The following is a 214-nucleotide window of genomic DNA, read 5'->3' as shown; positions in this document are numbered from 1 at the left end:
GCGGTCGGGGGTCCACTGCATCGGGGTGCGCACGGCGTCGCGGTCGCCGAGCCAGATGTTGTCGCCCATGCCGATCTCGTCGCCGTAGTACAGGATCGGCGAGCCGGGCAGGGACAGCAGGAGCGCGGTGAACAGCTCGATCTGGTTGCGGTCGTTGTCGAGCAGGGGCGCCAGGCGGCGGCGGATGCCGATGTTGGCGCGCATCCGCGGGTCT

1 protein-coding gene is annotated in these 214 nt (G+C 70.6%); it reads right to left on the bottom strand.

The features are described from left to right. The coding region (locus IO33_RS45525) for an alpha-amylase family glycosyl hydrolase (protein ID WP_037687687.1) at positions 1–214 on the bottom strand (214 nt) is incomplete at both ends.

It is taken from the genome of Streptomyces durhamensis, assembly GCF_000725475.1.
GTDB classification, from domain to species: domain Bacteria; phylum Actinomycetota; class Actinomycetes; order Streptomycetales; family Streptomycetaceae; genus Streptomyces; species Streptomyces filipinensis.
Note: the sequence above shows the minus strand (reverse complement) of the source record. Positions and strands in the feature narration are given on the sequence as shown.